The sequence below is a fragment of the Actinomadura miaoliensis genome, assembly GCF_039536785.1.
In the GTDB taxonomy this organism is placed as follows: Bacteria; Actinomycetota; Actinomycetes; order Streptosporangiales; family Streptosporangiaceae; genus Spirillospora; species Spirillospora miaoliensis.
In genome coordinates this window covers 22,530-29,549 of the sequence record NZ_BAAAZG010000045.1, presented here as the reverse complement: position 1 = coordinate 29,549, position 7,020 = coordinate 22,530, and the positions used below count along the sequence as shown (strand labels likewise).

The 7,020-nt window shown below is 74.1% G+C and carries 9 protein-coding genes; 3 read left to right on the top strand and 6 right to left on the bottom strand.

The genetic code is table 11. The features are described from left to right. Positions 1-52: 52 nt before the first annotated feature. The gene (locus ABD811_RS28730) at positions 53-274 is read right to left on the bottom strand and encodes a hypothetical protein (protein ID WP_344954005.1); all 222 of its coding nucleotides are present in this window, start codon (positions 272-274) and stop codon (positions 53-55) included. A 229-nt stretch (positions 275-503) separates the two neighbouring features. Next, complete coding sequence (locus tag ABD811_RS28725) at positions 504-1,193, bottom strand: glycerophosphodiester phosphodiesterase (protein ID WP_344954003.1); 690 nt, start codon at positions 1,191-1,193, stop codon at positions 504-506. 69 nt (positions 1,194-1,262) lie between these two features. Here ABD811_RS28725 and ABD811_RS28720 point away from each other — a divergent pair, with 69 nt between their 5' ends. Both ABD811_RS28720 and ABD811_RS28715 read left to right on the top strand, forming a co-directional pair. Continuing rightward, positions 1,263-2,159 carry an alpha/beta fold hydrolase gene (locus tag ABD811_RS28720; RefSeq protein WP_344954001.1) on the top strand — a complete coding sequence of 299 codons (897 nt, stop codon included), beginning with the start codon at positions 1,263-1,265 and terminating at the stop codon, positions 2,157-2,159. Positions 2,160-2,295: 136 nt separating this feature from the next. Beyond that, positions 2,296-3,204: an oxygenase MpaB family protein gene (locus ABD811_RS28715; protein WP_344953999.1), complete on the top strand. Its 909-nt coding sequence runs from the start codon at positions 2,296-2,298 to the stop codon at positions 3,202-3,204. Positions 3,205-3,250: 46 nt separating this feature from the next. Here the strand turns inward: ABD811_RS28715 and ABD811_RS28710 are convergent, their stop codons facing one another. The 4 genes from ABD811_RS28710 to ABD811_RS28695 all read right to left on the bottom strand — a co-directional run bounded on the left by ABD811_RS28710 (position 3,251) and on the right by ABD811_RS28695 (position 6,443). Next, positions 3,251-4,150: a RecB family exonuclease gene (locus ABD811_RS28710; RefSeq protein ID WP_344953997.1), complete on the bottom strand. Its 900-nt coding sequence runs from the start codon at positions 4,148-4,150 to the stop codon at positions 3,251-3,253. A gap of 13 nt (positions 4,151-4,163) precedes the next feature. Next, the gene (locus tag ABD811_RS28705) at positions 4,164-4,874 is read right to left on the bottom strand and encodes an MBL fold metallo-hydrolase (RefSeq protein ID WP_344953995.1); all 711 of its coding nucleotides are present in this window, start codon (positions 4,872-4,874) and stop codon (positions 4,164-4,166) included. 63 nt (positions 4,875-4,937) lie between these two features. Beyond that, complete coding sequence (locus ABD811_RS28700; protein ID WP_344953993.1) at positions 4,938-5,780, bottom strand: PHP domain-containing protein; 843 nt, start codon at positions 5,778-5,780, stop codon at positions 4,938-4,940. A gap of 15 nt (positions 5,781-5,795) precedes the next feature. After that, positions 5,796-6,443 carry a DUF6758 family protein gene (locus tag ABD811_RS28695; protein WP_344953991.1) on the bottom strand — a complete coding sequence of 216 codons (648 nt, stop codon included), beginning with the start codon at positions 6,441-6,443 and terminating at the stop codon, positions 5,796-5,798. Positions 6,444-6,547: 104 nt separating this feature from the next. On the opposite strand from ABD811_RS28695, the gene ABD811_RS28690 reads away from it, so the two are divergent. Continuing rightward, positions 6,548-7,009, top strand: coding sequence for an NUDIX hydrolase (locus tag ABD811_RS28690; RefSeq protein ID WP_344953988.1), 462 nt, complete (start codon positions 6,548-6,550; stop codon positions 7,007-7,009). Positions 7,010-7,020: the final 11 nt, after the last annotated feature.

Here is a 7,020-nt window from a genome sequence, read left to right as displayed (position 1 = left end):
CCACGGCGAAACGCCCGTCGTCTACGACGACGCCGCCCCGCCTCGGACTACATCACCGGCGGTGCGCCCTCCTGGAACCGCTGCGGTGCTTGTTCTTCCTGACCTTGTCGGTCCACGAGTAGCCGTACTTGCCGTTCTCGCAGTAGGAGTCCGCCACAGGCTGGCCCGTGGCGTCCACGCAGCGGCGGTCCTTCTCGCAGGCGGCGAGGGAGGGCACCACCAGCGCAACCGTGGCCACCACTGCGGTGACCGCAGAGCCAATCCGCTTCGTCATGTCGAATTCTCCTTTTGTTGGGCCTTAGTGAAACCACGTCCTCAGAAGGCGAGGACGCTTCCTGGAACCGTCCGTAAAAAGGACCGGTTGGCAAGGCACTGCTTGCACGGCGCGTTCCAGGGGGCCGGCGGAGACGCGGCAGGGGGCGGTCAGCGGTCGATGTTGGTCGGCGTCGCAGGTCCGCGCCCGTGCGGCCGCCAGCGCCCGCCGACTGATCCTCTGGCTCGGGTCAGCCGCGTCGGGGGGTGCGGGCGTCGCGGAGGCGCAGGGCCGTGTGGGGGTGGTCGGTGACGAGCACGGCCACCCGGGGGTCGGCGAGGAAGCGGCGCATCAGCGGGCGGGCGTTGACCGTCCAGACCATGGCGGGCACCCCGGCGCGGGCGCACTGGCGCAGCACGCCGACGCGGGCCAGGCGGTGGTTGAGGGCGACCATGTCGGCGCCCGAGTCCAGCAGCGGGCGCACCGGCGCGAAGTCGCCGACGGCGCCGCGTTCCCACAGGCCGCGGCCCACCGACAGGGCCGTGGTCACGGTGGGGAACGTGTTCTTGATCGTGGCGACGGAGGCGGGCTCGCCGGTGGTGACCACGAAGCGGCCCGGGCCCAGCACGTCCAGGGCCAGCGCGACCGCCTCGTGCTCGCAGCCGCGCTCCTTGAGGTCCAGGTGGCCGAGGGAGCGGCCCGCCATCATGCGCAGGGCGTCGGCGAACCGGGGTACGGGGCGCGGCGCCAGCGCGCGGACCCGCTCGTAGGTGCAGCGGCTCAGCGGCAGCCCGGCCACGGTCCGGTCGTGATGGACGATCAGCTCGCCGTCGGCGGTGCGGCGCACGTCGAGTTCGACGTACTCTGCACCCGAGGCGATCGCCGTCCGCAGGCCCGCCAGGCCCGCCGCGTCCCGGCGGTGCGCGGAGATGGCCGTCACGTCGGCGACGCTACCACCGAACGAGCTTCGCCGGTGTTCCAGAATGCATATTTAGTATGGTGGCACCCTGTGAGTACGCCCCGGTTCCTGACCCTGCCCCCGAACGTGCGTCGGACGTACGTGGAGACCTCCCGTGGCAGGTTCGCCGCCCTTGAGGGCATGCCGGGCTCGGGCGTAGCCGAACACTGCCCCGCCCTCCTCGTCCCGGGCTACACCGGCAGCAAGGAGGACTTCCTCGCCGTCCTGCAGACCCTGGCGAACGCCGGGCGGCGCCGCGTGGTGGCCGTCGACATGCGCGGCCAGTACGAGTCCCCGGGCTGCGAAGACCCGTCCCTCTACACCCGTGCCGCGCTGGGCGAGGACGTCGCGGCGCTGGCGGAGGCCCTCGGCCCCGACCCGGTGCACCTGGTGGGCCACTCGTTCGGCGGCCTGGTCACCAGGGAGACGGTGCTGGCGGGCCGGGTGCGGCTCATCTCCTACACGCTGATGAGCTCGGGCCCCGCGGGCGTGGACGGCCCGTCGGCGGCCAAGGCGCGGGCGCTGATGGAGGCGATCCCGCAGCTGGGCATGGACCGCATCTGGACGCTCAGCCTGGAGCCGGACGCGCGCTCCCGCGGCCTGGCCCCCGAGATCGTCGACTTCCTCAGGGCGCGCACGCTGGGCAACTGCGAGCTGGGCCTGCGCACCATGGCCGCCGAGCTGCTGACGGCGCCCGACCGGGTGGACGAGCTGGCCAAGGCCGCCGAGGACGCCGGGCTGCCGATCCTGGTGCTGTACGGCGAGGACGACGACGTGTGGGACCCGCGCGAGCAGGCCGCCATGGCCGAACGGCTCGACGCGGCCAAGGTCGTCATCCCGGGCTCCGCGCACTCGCCCGCCGTAGAGGCGCCGGAGACCACCGCGGGCGCCCTCACCGACTTCTGGAACGCCTCCGAGCGGCGGTGGCGCTGCGGGTCGTCCTTCTGACCCCGCCCTCCGCGACCTCGCTCTGCGAACACACCGGCCTCTGTGGTGAGGCTCGTCACAGGGGGATGCCGCCCCGCGGATGTAATGACACACTTACTGAAGTTTGTCTCATCGGCGACCCTTGGCGAGGTGGCGAATGCCGGCGACCGTCCAGCCCCCTGAGAGCGTGACCTGGCGGGTGCACATCGACCGGTCGATGTGGGTCGGCGGGGTGCGCGGCCTCATGCTCCAGGCCCTGCATCCGGTGGCGATGTGGGGGGTGTGGCAGAACTCGACCTTCCAGGAGGACCCGTTCGGCCGCCTGCGGCGCACCGCCGACTTCGTGGGCACCGCCACCTTCGGCAGCCCTGAGGAGATCGACGCGCTGGCGGCCCGGGTCCGGGGCATCCACCGCAGCCTGCGCATCCTCAACCACGACACCGGCAGGAGGGAACGGCTCGACCAGCCCGAGCTGCTGCTGTGGGTGCACTGCGCCGAGGTGTACTCCTACCTGGAGGTGGCGCGCCGCGCCGGGCTGCCGCTGACGGACGCCATGGCCGACCGGTACCTGGACGAGCAGCGGCACACCGCGACCTACGTGGGCCTGCACGCCGACGAGGTGCCCGGCAGCGTGGCCGAGATGGAGGCGTACTTCGCCGAGACGCGGCCCGTGCTGCGCGTCACCGACGAGGCGAGGGCCGCGGTGCGGTTCCTGCTGTGGCCGAACCTGCCGGAGAACCTGCGGTTCCTGAACGCCGGGAAGCCCGGCTACTTCCCGTTCGGCGCGCTGTGCTACTACTCGCTGCCGGACTGGGCCCGCGCCATGTACGGGATCCTGCCGGAGGTGCCGCGGCCCGCCGTGACCGCGGCGCTGCGCTCGTTCCGCCTGGCGATGAACTCGGTGCCCGAGCGGATGCACGACTACGCGTTCGCCAAGCCCACCCGGGACATGCTGGAAAGGGCCCGGCGGCGGCTGGCCGCCGAGGGCTACGACGTCGGGCGCGGCCTGTACGGGCTGCGCGACCCGCGCCGCTGGCCCGCGCGCCGCAAGGTCGCGGCGGCCTGACCCCGGCCCACGGCCCGGCCCCACACCCTGATCCCAGGCCCCCGGTTCAGGCTTCCGGAAGGGCCGCCCAGGGTTCCTTGGGGGAGGCGGCCTGCCGGCCCTCCGGGCAATGCCTCAGGAAGTCGCACCACGAGCACAGGCTCCCGGGACGCGGCGGGAAGTGCTCGTCGTAGGGGTCGTGCCGGACGGTGACGGCGCCGCCCTCACCGGGACGCGGCCGGGGCACCGCGTTCTTCAGCCGGGTGCGGCACGCCTCGTCCGCGGCGGCCGCCTCGGCGGCGATCTGCTCGGCGCGGCGCAGGTGGCGTCCCAGCGACTCGTCGGTGTGCTCCCACACCGCGACCTCGCCGCTGGGCAGGTGGTGCAGCTCGACGCGGCGGCAGGGGCGGCGCAGCACGCGGGACGCGGCCAGCGCGTACAACGCCAGTGCCAGGGAGCCGCGCGCGTCGTCGGCGGTGAGGACGTGCCGTCCCGTCTTGTAGTCGACGACCACCAGCTCCGAGCCGCGGTCGTCCAGCCGGTCGATGCGGCCCGACACCGCGATGCTGTCGGTGCGCGTCGCCACGGTGCGCTCCACCCCCACCGGCTCGTCGTCGGGGTCGAGCCGGGCGGCGTAGCGCTCCACCATCTCGCGGGCGCGCTCGCGGTAGCGGCCGGACTGCTCGGCGTCCCGGAACCCCTCGGTGAGCCAGCCCCGCACCAGCAGCGTGCCCGCCTGCTCCGGAGTGCGCTCGGCCCGCGGCAGCCGCCACCACGCGGCCAGCGCGTTGTGCACGCTGGCGCCCAGGCTGTTGTGCGCCCACGGCGGCCCCTTGGGCGGGGACGGACGGTCCAGGTAGGTCATCCGGTAGCGGCGGGGGCAGTCCAGCCAGGAGTTCAGCCGTGACGGCGTGCACGTGTAGAGCCGCTGGGGCATGCCCGCCAGCGGCAGCTGTTCGGCACCCACGACGCGACCGCGGTCAGGCGTCTTCGCCGTCCCGGGCGAGGGCACCCCAGCTCTCCCAGCGGGCGTCCTCCTCCCCCACCGTGGTCTCGTCGCCCTGGCCGGGCAGCACCCGCAGGTCCTTGGGCAGCGGCGTCAGCAGCGCCCCGATGGAGTTGAGCTGCTTGCGCAGGTCGTCGTAGACCCCGCCGATCGCGCCGGGGCGGCCGCGGTGCAGGGTGTCGCCGGAGAACAGCACGCCGAGCTGCTCGCTGATCACGCACACGCTGCCGGGGGTGTGCCCCGGGGTGTGCACGATCTCCAGCTGGGCCTCGGCGATCTCGAACACGCCGCCGTCCTCCAGCCAGATGTCGGGCTCGAGGGAGCGCAGCGCCGTGGCGTCGTCCTCGTCCTCCTCCTCGCGGGCCAGCCGCCCGAAGAAGTCCCGCCACAGCAGCCGGTCGGCGCGGTGCAGCGCGATCGGCGCCCAGTTCTCCTCGTCCTCCTCGCCGGCCGCGGCGACCTCCAGCACCGTCGACAGCTTGTGCTCGTTGCCGTCGGTGCAGATCACCGCCATGACCTCACGCTCGCCGACCGCCTTCAGCACGGCCTCGGCGTCGTTGGCGGGGTCGATCACGATCACCTCGTCGTCGTCTCCGACGATGTAGGTGTTGCTCTCGACTTCGTACTCTTCGTCGTCCAGGGTGACCTTCCCCGTGGTCACCACCTGATCGATGCGCGCGTCCACGTTCCGCACCCTATCGCGCGCGTCCGCGAGCCAGGGACGACCGCGCGGGGAGCCGCGGGCCTTTCATCCCGTGCGGACGGCGCCGGCGGCGGCGTCCAGCAGCGCCGCGTAGGCGGCCGCCGAGGTGGTCTCGCAGCCGATGCGGTCGCCGGTCGCCGCGCCGTGGTCGTCGCTGGAGCCGGTGACGAACAGGCCCAGCGCGGACGCCAGGTCCCGCAGCCGCGCCCGGTCGGACGCGTCGTGATCGGGGTGGTCCGCCTCGATCCCGGCGAGCCCGGCCTCGGCCAGCCGTTCCACGACGGCGTCGCCGAACACGTACCCGCGGCGGCGCGCCCTCGGGTGCGCCAGCACCGTCGCGCCGCCCGCCCCGCGGATCAGCCGGACCGCCCGTGCCGGGTCCAGCGCGTAGCGGTCGGCGTACGCGCGGCCGCCCGCCCCGATCCAGTCGGGGGTGAACGCCTCGTCCAGCGTGCGCACCGCCCCGGCCTCGACCATCGCGCGGGCCACATGTGGCCGTCCGACGGCCTCGCCGCGGGCCAGTTCCCGCACCCGCTCCCAGGTGACGTCCACGCCGAGCCCGCGCAGCCGCTCGACCATGGTCCGCGCCCTGATCACCCGGTCGGCGCGGATCCGGGCGAGCTCGGCGGCCAGGTCGGGGGCGGACGGGTCGAACAGGTAGCCGAGCAGGTGCAGGCTGGCGCCGTCCTGCCGGCACGACAACTCGACGCCGGGCACCAGCGTCATCCCCGGCGGCAGGGCCGCCGCCCCGTCGTCCCAGCCCGCCACCGTGTCGTGGTCGGTGAGGGCGAGGACGTCCACCCCGGCCGCGCGGGCGCGCCGGACCACCTCGGCGGGCGGGCGGGTGCCGTCGGAGGCGTCGCTGTGGCAGTGCAGGTCGATGCGCATACGGCAGGAGGCTACTCAGGCGTCGAGACGGGGACAGAAGGCGCCGTAGGGAAGATCGAGTTCCATGCCGGGATCGCGCAGGTCGACCAGGTGGGTGCGGTCGACCAGGAGGACTCCGGCGTCCGCGGGCCACAGGATCACCCAGAGCCAGTTCCCCATGGCCTCGCCGACGTAGACGGCGCGGTCGGGGCCGCCCGGGATCGACCACATCGGCACCGAATGGTCGCACACCGCGAAGGGGCCGCTGACCTCGACCTTGACGTGCGGGGGCCCGTTGTCGAAGCCCTCGCCGGGGTCGGGGCCGGCCAGCCCGGCGTAGTACGCGCCGAGCCCGATGCCCGGTTCCTCGGCGACCAGCAGCATGTCGGCCAGGCCGCTCACCAGCCCGGGCCCGGACACCGCCACGGCGGACGCGCGGGTGCCGGTGCGCTCGTCTCCCACGGTGACGAAGCCCGTGACCAGCCACCCCAGCGGCAGCGGCCACGGCGTCCACACCGGGACGCGGGAGTCGCGGACGGCGGCGGCCAGCCCCTCGGGTTCGGGTCGGCGGGACGGCTGGCGCGGCAGCACCGCCCCGTGCACGGGACAACTCCAGTCGCTCGACCAGAGGTTCGGCGCACCGACACGCTTGCCGCAGCGCGGGCACGTGGGCTCCGCCCTCATGGTTACCCACAGTGCGTGCCGGACCCCGTTTTCGTCAAGGTCCGCCCGGTGGCCCGGATCGCAAAACCAGGACAAAATAGGCGGAGGCGTGCGAGGGGGTGGCCATGCGGGTGCGCTGCGTGGGCGGGATCGTCCGCGACCACGAGGGGCGGCTGCTGCTGGTGCGGCGGGCCCGGCCGCCCGCGGCCGGACGGTGGTCGGTGCCCGGCGGACGCGTCGAGCCGGGCGAGACGGACGTGACCGCTGTAGCGCGCGAGCTGCGCGAGGAGACCGGCCTGCGGGTGGCGGTCGGCCCCCTGGTCGGCTCGGTGGAACGCCCCGGGCCCGGCGACGTCGTCTACGAGATCTTCGACTACCTGGCCACGCCGATCGGCGGCGGCCTGACCGCCGGTGACGACGCCGCCGACGTCCGCTGGGTCACGCCCGAGGAACTGCTGCGCCTGCCCACGTCCCCCGGTCTGGTGGAGGCCCTGACCGAGTGGGGCGTGCTGGTCGTCCCCGGGATGCCGCCGCCCCCGGTGGATCCGTTCGCCGGTTCCGGCGGCGCCGTACGCGACGCACCGTAGGGACGGGGCGC

Bases quoted from the DNA above. Each gene is read 5' to 3' on its own strand.
- ABD811_RS28690 (WP_344953988.1), top strand. From the start codon at position 6,548: ATGCGGGTGCGCTGCGTGGGCGGGATCGTCCGCGACCACGAGGGGCGG.
- ABD811_RS28715 (WP_344953999.1), top strand. From the start codon at position 2,296: ATGCCGGCGACCGTCCAGCCCCCTGAGAGCGTGACCTGGCGGGTGCAC.
- ABD811_RS28730 (WP_344954005.1), bottom strand. From the start codon at position 274: ATGACGAAGCGGATTGGCTCTGCGGTCACCGCAGTGGTGGCCACGGTT.
- ABD811_RS28700 (WP_344953993.1), bottom strand. From the start codon at position 5,780: ATGCGCATCGACCTGCACTGCCACAGCGACGCCTCCGACGGCACCCGC.
- ABD811_RS28695 (WP_344953991.1), bottom strand. From the start codon at position 6,443: ATGAGGGCGGAGCCCACGTGCCCGCGCTGCGGCAAGCGTGTCGGTGCG.